A 17,968-nucleotide genomic window follows, 5' to 3' on the forward strand; every position below is an offset into this window, starting at 1 on the left:
CAAATCGAAAATATCAGCGCTCCGTACAGGCGCGCGCATGCCACTGAGGAAAAACGTGAAGGCGCGCGTCTGCACGTGAACTTCGAGTTACAGCAACTGTCTGTTTGCAAGCCGCTGCAACTATTCCCGAACTCTTGCATACATTGCACGCTTATGGCTGTGCTGTCGGCTGGCCGCGGCGCTGACAGCCGGCCCGAGTGCACTGACGGCATAGCAAACAATCGCCTTGCCCGATGACTCTCGCGAAAGGTACTTGCCGTCAAGCATATTGATCGTATGTTTGGCCATGAACTTGCTTCTTTAGTGAAGTTCAGGCCGGTGCTCTATGTTTTCTAAATCGTCAATTCGTCCCTTCACCATTCTTGCCGGGTTCGTACTCTGCGTGCCGGGAAGTAGCGCTCAAATTGTCGCCCGCGCCCAGCCTGTCTCCTCACGAGCCGAAGTGAGCGTTCCCTCGGGACCCGTCGGGGTAACGCCTCTTCCCATCACAGCAGGCTCCTCTCAATACGCACTCGGCGCAGCAGACATAATTCACGTCAGCGTGTGGAAGAGTCCCGATCTCTCGCAGACCGTCACCGTAGGCCCCGATGGATTTGTGTCGCTGCCTCTCCTTGGCGACGTACATGTCGCCGGCCTGACCACTAATCAGCTCGCGCAGAATCTCAGCTCAAAGTTGAGCGCCTACGTCGTGAGCGCTCAAGTCACTGTCAGCGTCGTAGAGATCCGTAGTCGGCTGGTCTTCGTGACGGGACAGGTAGGCAAACCTGGAGCATACTCCCTGATCGCCCCGATCACGGTCCTGCAGTTGATCGCGCAAGCGGGAGGACTGACCACGTTCGCGAATCGTAAGAGCATCCTGATCCTTAGAACAGTAAACTCGAAAATTCAAAGGCTCCGGTTCAACTACACCAGCGCTCTCAGTGGGGACATGAAGCAAAACATTAACCTTCAACCTGGCGATACCGTCGTCATCCCGTAGGAAGGCCATGAACAAGCTGCGATGCCTTCGTCTCGTTGCGGTGCTGTCCACCAGCATCCTGGCCGTGTCTTTGCCGGCTCAGACGACGAGCGACAATTCATGGGATATTGGAGCACAGCAGTCGTCCGGCTCGTCCGCCGCTGCTGACGATACGAGTTCGAGCGTGGTTGAGAACCAACAGACCCGTCTTGCAGCCGCGCTGGATGGAACAGGTCTAATATCGCTCGGCAGCAACGTTCCCAGCCACCTGCTATTTGGAGCGACTGTCTCTGGTGGATGGGACAGCAATCCCAATATTCTACGAAATGGGGTCGCCTCGCAGTTCTATACAGTCAGTCCCTATTTCGCCATCCAGGCAACTAGACCGAGGAGCCAATACCTTCTTCAATACCAGTTCACGGCTACGGGACATAACTCGAACTACGCCGAGCAGACCCTGAATGTAGCCTCAGTTCACATTATTGAGAATCCGACTGAGCGCTGGAATCTGGATTTTGAATCCATGGGCAGCTTTGGGCAGGACTCGATTCGATTTATGGGCGCCCAGCAGACTGTCCCTGTAGGACAAGTTCCGGGGACAGGTCCCGACTCGGCTTCCTATCTCACAAATGGCGGCAATGTGACCTATGTTAGCGCGAGCTTCGGCTCAACCTTCAGGATGTCCGCCCGGAACAGCTTGCAGCTTAGCGTTGCAAACGACGTGAGCCGCTATACCGGCTATCTAGGAAGCAATAGTATCGCTACTGCCCATTTCAGCTTCGATCGGGATCTCTCCCTTACCCGGAAAGCCTCCGTCTATGTGCAGGACTCGCACTACTACGGATCGCTTCATTGCGAGAGCTATGGCGGTGGCCTCGAATTCCGATGGACGCCCCGAGAAAACACCTTGATCACGCTGGGCGGTGGGCCTCAGCTCGACACGCCGGAGTGCGGCATCCAGCAGGGTTTTTCTTACAGCTTGTCCATGAGTACAAGCCTATCTGGAAAGTCTCAGATGTACCTGCTGTCGGGGCGGCAACCAGCTACGTCTTTTCTCGGACCTGGACTGTGGCAGGAGAGCGTATCCGCCGGCTATCAACGCCAAGTCACGCATGCGGGCGCAATAAGCTTCGACGTGGGATATGTTCGCAGCGATGCCGCGAAGACGGTCAACTCCTACAAGGCAAGCTATTACGATTGCGTCTACACCTACGCAATGAGCAACAGATTGCGCAGCTCATATACGTATCGAGGGTACATCGGCGGTTCGGGAGGATCATATATCGACCGCAACCTCTTTATGTTCTCACTGGATTGGACGCCCAGTCGCGCCCTCTCCTTCGTTAGGTAACGACACGCGAATACCGGAGATCAGGACAACATGACTGGAGCGCACGGATGAACAAAGCACAGACTCATCAAAAGAACTCGTCCGTATCGATAAGCTATCTGACCGTGGTACTGAAGCAACACGCCCATTCAGTCTTCTTGTCCTCGCTCCTGCTTTCCATTTGCGGCATCGTGGGAGTATCTTTGCTGCCGAACGTTTATCGTGCGACCACAACCATCCTCGTCGACCCGCAGAAAATCCCTGAGAAATACGTCACATCCACCGTAACGACAGATCCGAATGAACGGATGAATACACTCACCCAACAGGTGCTAAGCGCCTCGCATCTACAGGAGATCATCGACAAGGACAATCTCTACCCTGAACTGCGAAGGACGAAATCCCAAGAAGAAATACTGGACTACATGCGGGACAAGACCAAAATTGAAATAAAGCAAAGTCCCGAACCTGAGCAGGGTCTCGGCAGTTTCAGTATTGCCTACGAAGACCAGGATCGCACGATGGTTGCACTGGTCACCAATCAGCTCGCCTCCAGCTTCATTGACTGGAGTCTAAAGGCGCGGCAGCAACAGGCACTTGGAACCACGCAGTTTCTCTCGAGTGAATTGCAAAAAGCTAAGGAAGGTCTTGAAGCCCAAGAGAGCCAACTTGAATCCTTCAGGATGAAGCACTCCGGAGCAACACCCGACGAGCTCAACGGCAACCTTCAGGCGCTCTCACGGCTGCAGGCTAGCACCCAATCGAACATGGATGCAATCAGCCGTCTCGATCAGGAAAGAATCCTGCTCACCCATGCGGGTTCCGCAGATCCGCAGGCGATTCCCTCTTCGGATCGTCAGCGCGCTCTCCAGGAAAAGCTCCGCCTTGAAAATGAGCGATGGACTCTCAAAAGGCAGTTCACTGATACGTATCCTGACGTTATCGCCGTCAATCAGGAACTGAAGGCCATCAATGCAAAACTTGCAACGATGCCTGGCCCCTCGCAAGGCTCCGCCGACAACTACGATGAGAATACGCAGGTGCGGCTCTCTTTGATTGATAAGGATATGCAGAGGCACAAGCAGCAACTCGCCGACCTTGAGCGACAGATTCAGGTATATCAATCCAAGGTCGACTCCGTCCCAGTTCTTGAGACCCAGCTGGCCGAACTGACCCGCAACTATGAGGCTTCGCGGCAGAACTACCAGTCCCTTCTCGATAAGACCTTTTCCGCAGGAATGTCAGAGGAGTTGGAACGAAAGCAGCAGGCTGAGCGATTCACAGTTCTGGACCCGGCAAAGACGCCGGAAAAGCCTGTCCGCCCGAAACGTCTGCCCATCATGGCCGGGGTCCTTTTGGTCTGCTTTATTCTTCCCACAGGTTTGGCCTTCTCGTTCCAAATTCTTCGAGGTTCCATCAACTCGGAGCCGGAGATGCGTGGGATGTTGCCACCGGGAGTGGCTGTCCTCGGGACCCTCCCTCCAATAAAGAGCAAGGCCGATCTAATTCGCGGCAAACTGCTCATGACCCAAACCCTTATAGTCTCATTCGTCGCATGCTCGGCCCTCGTTGTCTTTCTGTTCAAGATCAGGCCTATCCTATGAGTTCCACACTACTTCCCTATGCGAAAGAGCCGGTCGCGGCACCAGCAAGCACCCCTGTTGCAGCCCCATTGGAGAGCCGTGTACTGACACTTGAGCCCGACCAGAGATCTCGCCTGGTCTTTCTGACCGATCCCCTCGGGCTTGCCGCGGAGCAGTACAAAATACTGCGCCAGCGACTCATCAATCTTCGTCCGCAGGGCGGGGTGCTCCTCATCACCAGCCCCGGGCCAGGAGAGGGAAAGACGCTGACCTCAGTCAATCTTTCCTGGGCTCTCGCGGATGCTGGCCAGCGTACCTGCCTGGTCGATCTGGACTTCAGGGCTCCCGGCGTGTCTCAAGCCCTGGGCTGCCCGATCGACGGAGATGGTGTCGAAGATGTACTCAATGGACGCCGGAAGCTGCACGAGGCGGTGTACCAGATCGCCGATACGCGGATGCATGTCCTCCCAGTCCGCAACCGCCAGGACTCAGCGGGAAAGCTCTTATCTCCCTCTGTAATCGTCCCTGCTCTCGCCGAACTTCGTTCCACATATTACTGGGTCATCCTCGATTTTGCACCTGTCATTCCTATGGCGGACGTTGGCGAAGTGTTGGCTCACGTCGACGGCGCGATTCTTGTGATTCGCGCCGGAAAGACAGCCCGGAAGATGCTCCCGCGCTCCCTTGAGATACTCGGATCCAAACTCTGCGGTGTCATCCTGAACGACTCTCCGATTCCTGGAAGCGCCTATTACGGAGGCTACGGAAATCGTCGTGACTAACGCTTCTTATCCTCCTGCTCAATGTCGATGCGCTAAGCACCGCGTCCTTCAATCTGTGCTCTGTATCGAACCCAACTCCAAAGCGACGCTTACTTTTAGTGAAATCTCATCTCGTGTGTGAAGGCTGTTGGCGAGAGTTGTGCAGCCCGCTGCATATGTTGAACCCTCCGACAGTTGCTTATAGCTCTTTCTTAAGCCATCCGACTTGGGAGAGCGAATCTCCAAAACATATTTTCCGATGCCATCAATCGAATAAAACCCAATTCATCCTCCTGAAGAAGTCAGGATTTCCAAATTTCTTCTTGAACAACACGAATTTTCAAGAATTTTCTGAGTGACAGCTCACGTCTAGGAACGGGCTCTCCTCTTACAGAAAATTAAACTCTTTGACTAACTGGAAGCACGGAATAGGTCGTAGTCTTGGCAGACTAATTGCTTATATGTTTGAGTCACACTCAATACCTGTCTCACCACTTAGATTTTTCCACAGTGACTTACTGTAAGTCACCAGAGCGAAGCTTTGCGTTCTCGCACAAGAGAATCAGGAGTTGTCATGGGCTGTGCTAATAGCTTAATGCCCCATGCTACGGACGACCAGAAGCTGGGTTCGCAAGATCATCTACAGTGGTACGCCGTCTATACCTACCCGCGCCACGAAAAGGCAGTTACCGAGCATCTCCAGTCTCAATCCCTCGTCGCTTACCTTCCTACACTTCTGACTGAAAGCGACTGGAAGGACCGCCGGGTCCGCCTCCGTACTCCGGCATTCCCAAGCTATACATTTGCGCAGATCAGTCTCGCCCAGCGAAGCAGGGTATTGAGCACGTCCGGAGTAGTTCGAATCCTGTCCTTCAATGGCAGGCCTGTGCCGATTGCAGAATCCGAAATCGAAGCACTCAAGCTTTGTCTTGATAAGGGTGTCGGAATCCAGCGCTGCCCCACGCTGGAGGTAGGCGATAGGGTTCGCGTCAGGTCAGGGATTCTCGAAGGCCTGATAGGCCAGATCTCACGCTGCAAGAAAGATCGCAGGCTCATCGTTCCCATTACCCTGATCCATCAGTCCGTCGCAATCGAGATCGACATGCAGTTACTGGAGCCGCTGGACGAGTTCACGCAACCTTCGAACCCGTCGCACCAAAGATTCCTTCCCTGAAGCATTGGCACGTTCGCGGCTGAACGCGCCACATTTCACCACTACCGGCCAACATCCTGCTTCCTCCCGCCCTCGAGTAGTCTCCGTTCCTTCCCATTCCTCCGATACGCCAAGGATGTCTCAATGAGTTCTCAACGACCAGTTATCCTGCCATGGATACGCCAGTTTGGCACTCCCAAAAACCAAACGGCAACGATCAAGATCCCATCACGCCGCGAAGTTATCCAGGAGGCTACCTTTGTCCAGATGCTTCGCTTCGAGCGTCGCCGGACCGAACGCTCCGGCAAGCAACTGATGTTGGTGCTCATCAGTAGCGAGCATTTTCGCGGTAAGGCTGGCTGCGCTCTCGTCAACGGTGTCGTCGCTACCCTGGCCACCCGAATCAGAGAGACGGATGTCCTCGGATGGTACGAACGAGACAAGACAATAGGCATCCTCATGACTGAGATAGGTAACGGTGACGCCGTGACAGTCGAGATCATCATGAGCAAGATAGCCCATGCACTCGAGAGCAACATCAAGAGTGATAACCCTCGACTTCTCACTATGACCTATCGCCTGTTTCCACACAGCGAAGACATCGTATCGGGAAAGCGGGCCGGGAACAGCTTCTACCCGGATCTATCCACACGCCGCCCTCGTAATATGCAAACTGAGGCCGCGAAACGGCTCATGGACATCGTCGGTAGCCTAACTGCCCTCATAGCATTTCTGCCGGTCATCCTCGTGATTACCTTGCTCGTGAAAATCACCTCTGAAGGTTCCATCCTGTTTTGCCAGGAACGCGTAGGACAGCACGGCAAACTCTTCCGCTTTTTCAAGTTCCGGACCATGCACGTCAACAATGATTCACAGATCCATCGAGAGTACGTGACGAGACTCATTGCCGGCAAAGAAGACCTGAAGGCCAATGGAGGTCTCTATAAACTGACGAATGATCCACGTATAACGCCATTGGGGCGTTTCCTGCGCAAGTCGAGTCTCGACGAGTTACCACAACTTATTAACGTCTTGATGGGAGATATGTCCCTTGTAGGCCCGCGCCCTCCACTTCCGTATGAGTACGAGCGATACCAGATCTGGCACAAGCGTCGGGTGATGGAGTTGAAGCCCGGACTGACCGGCCTCTGGCAGATAAAAGGAAGATCCCGTACCACCTTCGACGAGATGGTTCGGATGGATCTCCGCTATGCCAACACAAAATCACTCTGGACCGACTGCACGATCCTGCTCCAGACTCCGGCCGCGATTCTCTCCGGTCGCGGGGCCTGCTAACTCGAGACAAAGCGCCATCTTCCGTTGTCCAGGGATTCTTTCAGCCGCACCCATACATCACCTTTACCATTCCCTGTTTTAGCCATACACGAACCGCCCCTGTGCGAATTATGCCCCCGATCTCAGCAGAAGAAGAGCTTTCGGATACTCCCGGTCTGGTTTCGACGCCAGTATCCAGCCCGCCGTCTCCAACAAAGGGAACGTATGGCCAGATATTGAAGTCATCGGCCATCATTGGAGGCTCTTCTGTACTGAATATCGCAGTGGGAATTGTTCGAACCAAGATCATGGCACTGTTGCTCGGACCTGCCGGCTTTGGGATGCTGAGTCTATACGGGTCCATCGCAACGCTGACGCAGACGCTGGCTGGAATGGGCATCAATAGTAGCGGGGTCCGGCAGATCGCTGAGGCAGCTGGCCTGGACGACGAGGATCATATGCGCCAGACCACCCTCGTCCTGCGCCGCATCTCCATTCTGTTAGGTCTGCTTGGCGCTTCGTGCCTCATCGTCTTCTCTCGTCCAATTTCGAGACTGACCTTCGGAACAAATCAGCATGCCGCTCAGGTCTCCGCACTTTCGCTGGCAGTATTCTTCGCCCTCGTTTCGGCAGGTCAGGGAGCGTTGATTCAGGGCATGAGGCGGATCGCTGACCTTGCAAAGATGGGGGTCTTGGGGGCGCTCTTCGGAACCATCATCAGCATCCCTCTGGTCTATTTCTTTCGCGATCGTGGTGTCGTGCCCTCGCTCATCGCCGTGGCCGCGGTTACTTGCCTTGTATCCTGGCGCTACAGTCGTAAGGTCCATGTCCCGAATATCTTCATTCGGCCTTCCGTTGTTATGAGAGAGGCGACCTCTCTCCTCAAACTGGGCTTCGCCTTCATGGCAAGCGGACTGATGACCGTAGGTGTAGCCTACGTCATTCGTATCACCGTATCTCGCAGACTCGGGTTGGAAGCGACGGGCCTATATCAGGCAGCCTGGACTCTGGGTGGGCTCTATGTCGGCTTCATCCTTCAAGCCATGGGAGCCGACTTCTATCCACGATTGACCGCTTACGCGAGGGATCATCCTGTCTGCAATCGCCTTGTCAACGAACAGGCCCATGTTGGTCTGCTGCTCGGAGGTCCAGGCGTCCTCGCGACTCTCACTTTCGCGCCGCTGGTCATTGCGCTCTTCTATAGCGCCAGGTTCGGAGCCGCGGTCGGAGTTCTCCGTTGGATATGTCTTGGCACCATCGTTCAGGTCGTCACCTGGCCCATGGGTTTCATCATCATCGCGAAGGCGAAGCAGACCCTTTTCATCGCCTGCGAACTGGCCTGGACCATCGTCAGCCTTGCACTGGTGTGGATATGTATCAGCCGCTTCGGCCTGAATGGCGTTGGAATCGCCTTCTTCGGCTCCTACATCTTCCACGGATTTCTCATCTACGGTGTGGTGCGAAAAATGAGCGGATTCCTCTGGTCGGCCGAAAACAAGCACACCGGCGCACTCTTTCTTATAGTCATAGCGGCCGTGTTCTCGGGGTTCTACATCTTGCCGTTCGCTCTCGCCGAAGGCCTTGGCGCGATCGTGACGCTCCTCAGTGCGATCTATTCAACGCGACTTCTGGCAAAGCTCGTATCTTCGGATTCCATACCCAAACAACTAAGGCGCCTCATCATCAGCCGGGGTACTCCGCTCAGGAAAACCTTCCCATGAACTCTCCGGATCTCTCCATCATCATCATCAACTGGAAATCGCGCGACTTTGTCGGGCAGTGTCTCGCGACTCTTTTTGGCAACAACACCACCCTGATCTACGAAGTCATCGTCGTCGACAATGCCTCGTTCGACGGAATCGCTGGCATGCTCGCATCTGAGTTTCCCCAGGTGACCTTCATCCAGTGCGAGCACAACCTGGGCTTCGCCGGAGCAAATAATCTGGCCTTCGCCCGCAGTCGCGGCCGGAACGTCCTCTTCCTGAACCCCGACACCGAGATCGTCGGCGACGCTATTCAGGTGCTGGTCTCCACACTGGAACGCCTGCCGGACGCGGGAATGGTCGGTGCACGCCTCCTGAACTCTGACCTATCGCTGCAAACCACTTGCGTCACTTCTGTTCCGGGACTACTGAACCAGACTCTGAACTCTCATCACCTTAGAACGGCCTTTCCCAGATGGAAGCTATGGGGGATGAGGGCACTCTTTGAGAGCAGCAAGCAGCCGGTGCAGGTGCAAGCCATCTCGGGAGCCTGCATGCTGGCGCGCCGCGGCGTGCTCAACCGCGTAGGCGCATTCAGCACGCAGTACTTCATGTACGCAGAGGACATGGATCTTTGCGTAAAGATCACGCAGGCCGGTTCGGCCATCTACTATGTCCCCGAAGCGTCCATCATCCACCACGGGGGAGGAAGCAGCGCCAGGCGTCAGGAGAGCGACTTCAGCAGCCTCATGATTCGCGAGTCTCTGATGCGCTTCTTTGCGCTGCATCGCGGGAGGGCTTATGCGGCCTCGTATCGAGCAAGTCTCGTCGTGGCATCAGCACTCCGGATCCTCTTCCTTCTCATCGTCTTCCCTATCCTATTCAATCGGCGCGGTTTCTCCGGTGCAGTTCAGCCGCTGAGAAAGTGGTTCAATATTTTCCTCTGGTCTGTCGGCCTGAGACCCACGGCTCTGTCGCGCTCCCTGGACGAACCTGCGGCCTCCGCGGTCCGATGCGATATAACCGACGCGCCAGTGATTCCTCAGTAGTGAAGCTTCCCTCCTGGTCTCCGCTCCTGCTATCCGGCACGCGGGTCCTGCAAGACTCGAATCCTCATGACCCTAATCGTCTGCATGCAGCTAACGATCGTCCTAAGCATTGTCTATGCCAGCCGTCATAGGCTCGAGGATGCGCTTCCGGTCTTCTGCTTCTTCCTCGTACTCATGCCGCTCGAAGCCCGGCTCGTCATCCCTGGCCTGTTCGATCTCACGACCATGAGGATCTCGCTCCTGACTCTCCTCATGCTTTACCTCATTCGAGGCGAGCCCGCCAGCAGCGAACCTCTTCCCTTGAAGTACCTGATGATTATGCACGTCTCCTGGGCCGCGCTCTCTACGATCTATTCTCTTTCCTTTACCACCAGCGCCAAGCAGTTGCTCTCACAGGTCATGGAGTTTTACCTTCTATATTTCCTCTTGGTAAGGATCATTACCTCGGTAAAAACCATTCACAACATCCTCTTTGCTGCCTGCATGGCAATGGGCGTGTGCTGCATCCTGGCGATCTCGGAATCGTCCGCACACTGGAGTATCCTTCGGATCTTCCCTTCCAACCTCTGGATCACCTACAACGGAGGAGTGGACCCAATTTATATTGAATGGGGTCGCGGACTGCGGGTTCGCTCCACCTTTCCCCACCCAATCCTCTTCGGCGATGCGCTCGCCATGAGTATCCCCCTTACCCTCTATCTCCTAAGTATCTGGGAGGAGCAGCGCAAACGACTCCTGCTGTGGACAGGTCTCATACTCATGTTCTGGGCCATCTATAGGACCTCCAGCCGCGGACCCTGGATCGCGACTGGCTTTTGCTCGGTACTGCTTTTTCTTCTTATCCGTAACCGTATCCGCAAATACATTCTCGCCATTGGTTTTGCCACCTTAATCGTCCTGCTGGCAAGGCCTGGTATCTGGGCCACCATCGATGGGCTCTATTCTGCCTCCACCGACACCAATACCCCGGTCGGAACATCCTATCTCTACCGCGATGCGCTCAACCACGCCGTCCGCGATGCAGTCGCAAAGAATCCAACACGCGCTCTGCTGGGTTACGGTCTCGGGACATTTCGGGAGCTTGGCCTTGAAATCAGATTCCTGGGCCGCGCCAAACGCTGGTTTACATGCGACAACAACTGGGCATCTTTCCTCTATGAAACCGGCTACGGGGGACTCTTTCTCATAGGCGCTCTTCTCTTCAAAGCCCTTTGGATTGCGTTCCAAAACTATCTCCATCTGCCAGAGCCGGAAAATCTCCTCGATGGCGTCCTGTTCATCTGTCTCGCAGGCTTCTACTTCCTCCTGCTCAGCGTTGCCGGCTACAGCTGGGGACAACAAGGCTATTTGGCATGGATCCTCATCTCTCTCGTCGTCAGCCACCCACGGGTAGCCCTCGAGAACGAGTCCGAGGATAGCGAATCCGGCGACCTGCTGGAAGAGCAGCAGAATCCGATCTCGGAGGAAGAGTATGACTTCTCAGCCGCTTGATGTCTTGACCAAAGAACCGATCCTCCAGCCTGCGGCTCCCATACCGCCGCGCAACCCGCTCACGGTCTGCATGCTCGCCTACGCCTTCTACGAGAGCGATACCCGCATAATGCAATATGCCGAAGCCCTCGCCCGTCGCGGCGACACCGTGGAGGTCATCGCACTCCGGCGGGGCCCCACCTTTCCCGAGGTGGAAATCATCCGCGGAGTGAAGGTCTTCCGTATCCAGGAGCGCACCGTTAACGAAACCGGGCTCCTGACATACATCACCCGTATCCTGCGGTTTTTCCTGCGCTCCGCGCTCTTCCTCTACCGCAGGCAGCGCGTCCGCACCTGTGATCTTGTACATGTTCACAACGTGCCGGACTTCCTGGTCTTCTCCGCGCTCGCAGCAAAGCTACAGCGCGTTCCTATTCTCCTCGATATCCACGATCTGCTTCCCGAGTTCTACGCGAGCAAGTTCAAAATTGCTCACGATACCGCCCTCTTTCGCGTTCTCACGTTCATCGAGAGGTGTTCGGCAGGCTTTGCCACACACGTCATCGTCGCCAACCATCTCTGGTGCGACCGCCTGGCTGGGCGGTCCTCGCAGCCTCGCAAATGCAGTGTCATTCGCAACCGCCCGGACCTGAGCATCTTCTCAGGTAAGCGCAGCAGCCCCCCCACCACACACTCGGGACGATTCCTGTTCACCTATCCCGGCTCGCTCAACTGGCACCAGGGCGTCGATGTCGCGATTCGCGCCTTTGCGAGTATCGCCGACCGCATACCCGATGCCGACTTTCACATCTATGGTGAAGGCGCCGCCAAACCCTCGCTCATCTGCCTGACGCATCAACTCGGAATGGAGGAACGCATCCTCTTCCATGACTTCCTGCCTAGTCGCGAGATAGCCCAGGTCATGGCGGCCACCGATCTGGCCATCGAGCCCAAGCGGTCCACCTCCGCCTTCGGCAATGAAGCTCTCAGTACAAAGATCCTCGAGTTCATGTCACTCGGAGTTCCCGTCATAGCCAGCCGCACAAAGATTCATGCTTTCTACTACGACCAGTCCATCATTCAGTACTACGACCATGATGACGAGTTTGCGCTGGCCGGGCAGATGCTTCGATTGAAAAATGACTCCGCCCTGCGCGCACGCCTCGCCGAAAATGCCAGCGAGTACGCAAAAGAAAATACCTGGGACGCGTGCAAACAGGAATACCTCGACCTCGTTGATGTCCTCGCGGGCGCACGGGTCCTACACGCTTAGCCTGGGAGATTTATGACAAAGTACATCATCATCACACCTGCTCGCGATGAAGCAGACTACATTGAACAAACCCTTGCTTCGGTTCCGCGTCAGAGCATCCTGCCGATGCAATGGATTCTCGTGAACGATGGTTCTCGCGATAACACCGGGGAGATCATGGATCGCTCCGCGAAGCAGTATCCCTGGATCACCGTCTGTCATCGAAACGATCGTGGTTACCGCAACTCCGCAGGCGGAGAGGTCGATGCGTTCTATGACGGATTTTCTCAGATCGCCAGTGACGACTGGGACTTCATCGTAAAACTCGATGGAGACCTCAGCTTCTCGCCGGATTATTTCGCGCAATGCTTTGCTGAATTCGATAAAGACCCTCGGCTCGGCATTGCGGGAGGCGGCATCTACCACAATTTGAATGGAGTGATCACGCTCGAAAAAAGTCCCATCTTCCACGTTCGCGGGGCCACAAAGATCTACCGGCGCGAATGCTGGAATGACCTGGGAGGCATCATGCGCGCGCCCGGCTGGGATACAGTGGACGATCTCAAGGCCAACATGCTCGGTTGGACTACGCGCAGCTTTCCCGCCCTGCGCGTCCTGCATTACCGCTTCACCGGCGCAGCCGATGGCGCCTGGAGAAATTGCGTCAAGGACGGGCGCGCGAATTACATCGCCGGCTACCATCCTCTTTTCATGTTCTTTAAATGCGCTGTGCGTTTCGTAAAGCGACCTCGAGTGGTTGGCTCCCTGGGCCTGATGTTCGGCTTTCTCGGTTGCTACTGGAGACGCACCCCTCGGGTACAGGACCGCAGCCTGATCAGCTACACACGCAATCAACAACTGCGCCGCCTCCTGCTGCTCGACAGTATGTGGAAATAGTTATCGAGAAAGCCTGCGACACACACCATATCGAGACCTCTGCATGACCGTATATAAGCTGGATCCGCTCACCGACCCGCGATGGCCCGCGTTTCTCTCCGCACATCCCGAGTCTTCGATCTTCCATACCGCCGGCTGGCTTCGTGCTCTCCATCTCTCCTATCGATATAGCCCCATTGCATTCACTACCGCACAAGGAGATTCCCTTTCAAACGCTCTCGTCTTCTGCGAGGTACGCAGCTGGCTCACCGGCCGCCGCCTGATCTCGCTTCCCTTCTCCGATCATTGCCAGCCGCTCGCCGTAGGCCGTGATCTCTCGGAGATTCTGGAGTACTTACAGCAGAGCCGGATCACGCACGGTTGGAAATACATCGAACTCAGGCCCGCGAAGAACAATCCCCTTTCCCCCGCGCAACACTGCTACGCCGACAGCGAACGCTTCAGCTTTCAGACAATCGATCTTCGTCCCAATCTCGCGGCCATCTATCAACGTTTCCATTCCAGCTGCATTCGTCGAAAGATCAAGCGAGCGGAGCGCGAAGGTCTCGTCTACGAAGCCGGCACCTCGGACGATCTGCTGCGCAAATTCGGGTACCTGCTTCTGCTTACGCGACGACGCCACAAGCTGCCACCCCAACCGGCTTCCTGGTTTAACAACATTGTCAGATCGCTCGGTCCGGCAGTCACTGTTCATCTCCTGTCCAAGGATTCCGTCCCCATCGCCAGCATGTTGACCCTCACGCACAAAGCTACTCTGGTCTACAAATACGGCTGCTCTGACGGGCACTTCAACCCTCTCGGAGGCGTCCCGCTCCTCTTCTGGAAGGTGATTCAGCAAGCCCATGAAGCTGGTATAGAGACATTCGACCTGGGGCGCTCAGGCAACGAAGATCCAGGACTGATTGCCTTCAAGGAACATCTGGGCGCGGAGACATCCTCGCTTACTTACTACCGCAGTCCCGCCCCTCACACCCAGGAGATCAAATCCCCCAATATGGTCTCAGCACTGGCACGGCACGCTGTCTCTCATCTTCCCGACCCACTGTTCGCAGGAGTCGGCCAGCTACTCTATCGGCACATGGCCTAAAGCTCCGTTCCGTCTACGCCAAACTCAACGTGAATTTATGAATCAGGTTTTCCTCGAATACTTCCGTTGTCCCGATTCCTTCGCGAACTTCGCACTCGCTGGCGACGAGTTCAACGGCGAGCTCCCGGGCTATTTCACCTTCGGCTCAGGTCTCACATGCTACGGCAGGTCTGTTCTCCCTCGATGTGAGACACCGACCGGCGATCTGCCTGACGCAGCCGCCCACGTCCGAATAGAAGGCGATACCTGCGTTCTTCCCTTTGACCCAACAGAAGTGGCCACCAATCTCCGTTGCGAGCTTTATACGAGCGCCACACGACCACCATCCTGGAAGCGCTTAACGCGAAAGATTTATTACGCGCTGAGGCCGCTCCTCCCTACTTATCTTCGCTGCCACTTGCAGCGAGCATCTTTGAAAGGTTGGGACCAGAAGCCATTTCCGCAATGGCCCGTCGATCGATCTGTTGATCGGATGTTCGACGAACTCATGGTACTTGCGCTCAAGGCCGCGCCGGACCAACGGATCCCGTTCATTTGGTTCTGGCCGGAAGACCATTCCAGCTGTGCCATCATGACGCACGATGTCGAAACCTCGGACGGGTTGGCATTCACTCCACAGCTAATGGCCATAAATGCTTCCTTTGGGATTCCAGCTTCGTTTCAGCTCATCCCCGCTGCCCGGTACACCGTCACGCCGGAGACCCTGTCTGCTATCAAAGCGGAAGGCTTCGAAGTTAACGTCCACGATCTCAAACACGATGGTCGCCTCTTCGAGGATCATGCGAACTTTCAACAAGCTGCTCAGCGGATCAATGACTTCGCAGTCGGCTTCGGAGCACAGGGCTTTCGTTCAGCCATCCTGTACCGCAATCAGGCGTGGTTCAAAGATCTTCGCGTCTCGTACGACATGTCCGTCCCGAATGTTGCACACCTCGATCCCCAGGCCGGAGGATGCTGCACGGTTATGCCCTACTTCATCGGCAAAATCCTCGAGCTTCCAGTCACAGCAACGCAGGATTACTCTCTCTTCCATATCCTCCAGAATTACTCGCAGGATTTGTGGCTTCAACAGATCGCCCTTGTCCTCCAGCAGCATGGACTGCTCAACTTCATTGTTCACCCGGACTATCTCAACACCCCTCGCGCCCGGACCTGCTACACCACACTCCTGGCGGAGCTCACGCGTTTGCGCGCGGAGTCCGGACTCTGGATCGCACTGCCCCGTGACGTGAATACCTGGTGGAGACAGAGGAACGCGATGACCCTGATACCCCGCGGACAGGGTTGGAAGATCGAAGGAGAAGGCTCCGAGCGGGCCCGCATCGCGTATGCCACTCTCCGCAACGATGAACTTACTTATGTCTTCGCGTGACATCACGAGGATCTCAGTCGCCAAACGTGGAGTCAGGTTCACGCGTGGATTGGCATGCGTTGCCCTATGCCTGATTCTCTTCTCACTGCATGCCTCCGCCGCGCACATCCTCTACATCGGGCAGTCCGGAGGGCATAACGACACTCGCGGGCAGGTCTCCGTTGCGGCCGCATTCTACGGCCTCCAGGTGGATGACGTTAAATGGCAACATGGACGCACTGCCTCACTCGCAGCGCGTTATTTGAACGAACCCAGCCTCGTCGCGGTGGTCATCGAAGCCGAGGTGCTCCCTGCTCTCAGCTCTTATCAATCCATTGCTCTGCTGCGCCGCCGCCCTGGCCTGCCCCTGCTCATAGCAGGGATCAACGACGGCACCGCCCCCGCGCTTCTGAAGTATTGGTCCTCCGGATCCATCTCAGCCTGTCTCAGGTCACCTCTAGCGCATGCCCCGGGCCATTACAAAATTGCAGTTGGCAATGTCACCCAACAGCTAAGCGGCGCACTTCTTCCCTTGGAACGGCAGCAGGTTTTCTACCTCGATCTCTCCGGTAACGCTCAAACTATTATTCAGGCGAGCTTTGCAGACTCTGGGCTACCCGTCCTCGCTAGAGCCGCCTCTCATAACGTATTCTTCGCAACCGAACAACCCAACATCGACATCCCCGTTACACCCGATCCTTACCGCCAGCAGAAAGTCTTCGCGGCCTTGGCCTCTCCGTTGATCTTTCTTCACTACGCCGCCGGCGAACGCGCATGGCATAGTCCCGGGGCCTATGCCAACTTCACCTTTGACGACGCCTGGCTGCGCGAACCCTACGGCTATGTAAGCTTCCCCGCACTCCTCGAGCAGGCACAGCAGCACGGCTTCCATGTCACGATCGCATTTATCCCCTGGAACTTCGACCGTAGCCAGCCTGACGTCGCAGCCCTTTTTCGGAAACATCCCGACCGGCTCTCCATCTGCATCCACGGCAACAACCACGTCCACCAGGAGTTCGGCCCCTTCAGCACCCATCCTTTCGAGAAGCAGATTCGGGATATCGACCAAGCCCTCGCCCGCATGGAGAAATTCAAGCAGCTCACAAAAGTTTCCTATGATCCCGTGATGATCTTCCCGCACTCAGTCTCTCCTGCCGCAACCTTTTCCGTCCTCCAACGCGACAACTATCTCGCCACCGTCAACTCCCTTAATGTCCCATCCGACGCCTCCACGCCTCCAGGTCTCGACTTTGCACTCCGCACCGCTACTCTCCAGTTCTCATCTTTTCCCAGCCTTCGCCGGTATTCCGCTGAGACCGACATATCTCCATCCCAGCTCGCCATCGATGCCTTTCTCGGTAATCCCATGCTGTTCTATGCCCACGAGAGCTTCTTCGCCTCCGGCATTGGAGCCTTCAATCGCACCGCCGACTTCGTTAACCAGCTTCAACCGTCCACCCAATGGCGCAGCCTCGGTGACATCGTCCAGCATCTCTACCTCGAAAGACTCCGCGACGACGGCAACATTGACATCCGCGCCCTCTCCGGTTCCATTCGCCTCCGAAACGATCAGACCCGCAATGCCACGTTCTTCATCGAGAAGCGGGAAGACTCCTCCGGCCCTCTCACCGTCACGGTGGACGGCAAACCCTTTCCCTTCCTCAAAACGGGAACGCAACTGACTCTACAGTTGCCGATCGCCGCAGGGGCGGCCCGGCTCGTCGAGATCAGATATCAGAACTCCAACAACATCGCTGCCATCGACATCTCCCGAAGTTCCCTGGAGACGAATGCCATTCGCCTGCTCTCTGATTTTCGCGATAACGTGGTCTCCAATACAGGATCTGGCCGATGGTTCATCCGTTCCTACAGCGAACACGGCAGCGACTGGAACGTCGCGTTCGCACTTTTGCTCTTTATCGCCATCCTTCTCCTCGGAGCATATATATACCTCGTGCGCAGGAAGTCACACGCAGGATCAACGCTTCCGTGCCGATGCCATGACGCCTCCGGCCATCAATTCGCTTTACAGTTGCCTCCAAAACGTTTACACCGATAGAGAACGTCAGTCATACTGTACGTACAGTTGAGAATCTGGC

General features: G+C 55.8%; 15 protein-coding genes. 14 read left to right on the plus strand and 1 reads right to left on the minus strand.

Features of this window, described 5'->3' with window-relative positions; all coding sequences use genetic code 11:
* Nucleotides 1–120: 120 nt before the first annotated feature.
* A complete protein-coding gene (locus P4G45_RS11050; RefSeq protein ID WP_348266535.1) occupies nt 121–288 on the minus strand; it encodes a hypothetical protein in 168 nt (55 codons plus the stop codon).
* Between the two features lie 37 nt (nt 289–325).
* On the opposite strand from P4G45_RS11050, the gene P4G45_RS11055 reads away from it, so the two are divergent.
* The 14 genes from P4G45_RS11055 (at nt 326) to P4G45_RS11120 (ending at nt 17,928) form a co-directional block, all read left to right on the plus strand.
* The gene (locus P4G45_RS11055) at nt 326–979 is read left to right on the plus strand and encodes a polysaccharide biosynthesis/export family protein (protein ID WP_348266536.1); all 654 of its coding nucleotides are present in this window, start codon (nt 326–328) and stop codon (nt 977–979) included.
* 7 nt (nt 980–986) lie between these two features.
* A complete protein-coding gene (locus P4G45_RS11060; RefSeq protein WP_348266537.1) occupies nt 987–2,309 on the plus strand; it encodes a hypothetical protein in 1,323 nt (440 codons plus the stop codon).
* A gap of 47 nt (nt 2,310–2,356) precedes the next feature.
* Nucleotides 2,357–3,892, plus strand: a complete 1,536-nt coding sequence (locus tag P4G45_RS11065; RefSeq protein ID WP_348266538.1) for a GNVR domain-containing protein — start codon at nt 2,357–2,359, stop codon at nt 3,890–3,892.
* Nucleotides 3,889–4,653, plus strand: coding sequence for a CpsD/CapB family tyrosine-protein kinase (locus tag P4G45_RS11070; protein ID WP_348266539.1), 765 nt, complete (start codon nt 3,889–3,891; stop codon nt 4,651–4,653). The genes P4G45_RS11065 and P4G45_RS11070 overlap by 4 nt, the downstream gene beginning before the upstream one ends.
* Nucleotides 4,654–5,227: 574 nt before the next feature.
* Nucleotides 5,228–5,806, plus strand: a complete 579-nt coding sequence (locus P4G45_RS11075) for a UpxY family transcription antiterminator (protein WP_348266540.1) — start codon at nt 5,228–5,230, stop codon at nt 5,804–5,806.
* A 123-nt stretch (nt 5,807–5,929) separates the two neighbouring features.
* Complete coding sequence (locus P4G45_RS11080; protein WP_348266541.1) at nt 5,930–7,081, plus strand: sugar transferase; 1,152 nt, start codon at nt 5,930–5,932, stop codon at nt 7,079–7,081.
* A 110-nt stretch (nt 7,082–7,191) separates the two neighbouring features.
* A complete protein-coding gene (locus P4G45_RS11085; protein ID WP_348266542.1) occupies nt 7,192–8,781 on the plus strand; it encodes an O-antigen translocase in 1,590 nt (529 codons plus the stop codon).
* Nucleotides 8,778–9,812, plus strand: coding sequence for a glycosyltransferase family 2 protein (locus tag P4G45_RS11090; protein WP_348266543.1), 1,035 nt, complete (start codon nt 8,778–8,780; stop codon nt 9,810–9,812). Before P4G45_RS11085 ends, P4G45_RS11090 begins: the two co-directional genes overlap by 4 nt.
* A 66-nt stretch (nt 9,813–9,878) precedes the next feature.
* Nucleotides 9,879–11,303 (plus strand): O-antigen ligase family protein, encoded by a 1,425-nt coding sequence (locus P4G45_RS11095; RefSeq protein ID WP_348266544.1) that lies wholly within the window; start codon nt 9,879–9,881, stop codon nt 11,301–11,303.
* Nucleotides 11,284–12,555, plus strand: a complete 1,272-nt coding sequence (locus P4G45_RS11100; protein ID WP_348266545.1) for a glycosyltransferase family 4 protein — start codon at nt 11,284–11,286, stop codon at nt 12,553–12,555. The genes P4G45_RS11095 and P4G45_RS11100 overlap by 20 nt, the downstream gene beginning before the upstream one ends.
* A gap of 12 nt (nt 12,556–12,567) precedes the next feature.
* Nucleotides 12,568–13,431, plus strand: a complete 864-nt coding sequence (locus P4G45_RS11105; protein ID WP_348266546.1) for a glycosyltransferase family 2 protein — start codon at nt 12,568–12,570, stop codon at nt 13,429–13,431.
* A gap of 43 nt (nt 13,432–13,474) precedes the next feature.
* Nucleotides 13,475–14,518 carry a GNAT family N-acetyltransferase gene (locus tag P4G45_RS11110; RefSeq protein ID WP_348266547.1) on the plus strand — a complete coding sequence of 348 codons (1,044 nt, stop codon included), beginning with the start codon at nt 13,475–13,477 and terminating at the stop codon, nt 14,516–14,518.
* Nucleotides 14,519–14,555: 37 nt separating this feature from the next.
* On the plus strand, nt 14,556–15,890 hold the full coding sequence (locus tag P4G45_RS11115; protein ID WP_348266548.1) for a hypothetical protein: 1,335 nt from the start codon (nt 14,556–14,558) through the stop codon (nt 15,888–15,890).
* Between the two features lie 49 nt (nt 15,891–15,939).
* Nucleotides 15,940–17,928: a hypothetical protein gene (locus P4G45_RS11120; protein WP_348266549.1), complete on the plus strand. Its 1,989-nt coding sequence runs from the start codon at nt 15,940–15,942 to the stop codon at nt 17,926–17,928.
* The last annotated feature ends 40 nt before the right edge of the window (nt 17,929–17,968 follow it).

It is taken from the genome of Edaphobacter paludis (assembly GCF_039993895.1).
GTDB lineage: Bacteria > Acidobacteriota > Terriglobia > Terriglobales > Acidobacteriaceae > Edaphobacter > Edaphobacter paludis.